This is a genomic window from Neisseria sp. P0021.S005 (assembly GCF_051956955.1).
Genome location: NZ_JBQCWY010000936.1, coordinates 1 through 475, shown reverse-complemented (window position 1 = coordinate 475; position 475 = coordinate 1). Strand labels below are relative to the sequence as shown.

The 475-nt window shown below is 49.9% G+C and carries 1 protein-coding gene and 1 pseudogene; both read right to left on the bottom strand.

What is annotated here, in order from left to right; genetic code table 11:
* Nucleotides 1–139 precede the first annotated feature (139 nt).
* Nucleotides 140–232, bottom strand: coding sequence for a methionine/alanine import family NSS transporter small subunit (locus ACTHUE_RS20245; RefSeq protein ID WP_440424305.1), 93 nt, complete (start codon nt 230–232; stop codon nt 140–142).
* A pseudogene (locus tag ACTHUE_RS20240) lies at nt 232–475 on the bottom strand (sodium-dependent transporter); the annotation flags it as partial. The gene ACTHUE_RS20245 and the pseudogene ACTHUE_RS20240, both read right to left, overlap by 1 nt.

The following is a 475-nucleotide window of genomic DNA, read 5'->3' as shown; positions in this document are numbered from 1 at the left end:
CATCCTACCCGGTCATCCATTATTAAAAATCTCGCACATGCCGTCCACCACGATGATTCCCCCTCTTCCGTCCCTTGCTATGTAACAAAAAGGCCGTCTGAAAAATGACTTTCAGACGGCATTTTCATTTGCTCAAACCTTATTCTTTAGGCAGGCGCAGGACGGAGACGATGCATCCGCCCCAACTGACGATCAATGCGACAAGCATCATAATAATGGCTGAAGTACTCATTATTCGTCTACTTCCCGTTCGTGTTCATGTTCGTCTTTGACGTTGAAGCCCTGACCGTGTTCCCACGGCAAGAATGACAGCAAGACCGACAATACGAGGACGGCGCCCACCATGCCCCAACCAAAGATATTGAGGAAGCTGTCAGGATAGCCGATGTAATTCTCTTTTAGGAGGCCGGCAGTATCCTGATAAAGCACATAGCCGAGCATGGCGACGGTCACCACCACACTGGCTGTCCACACT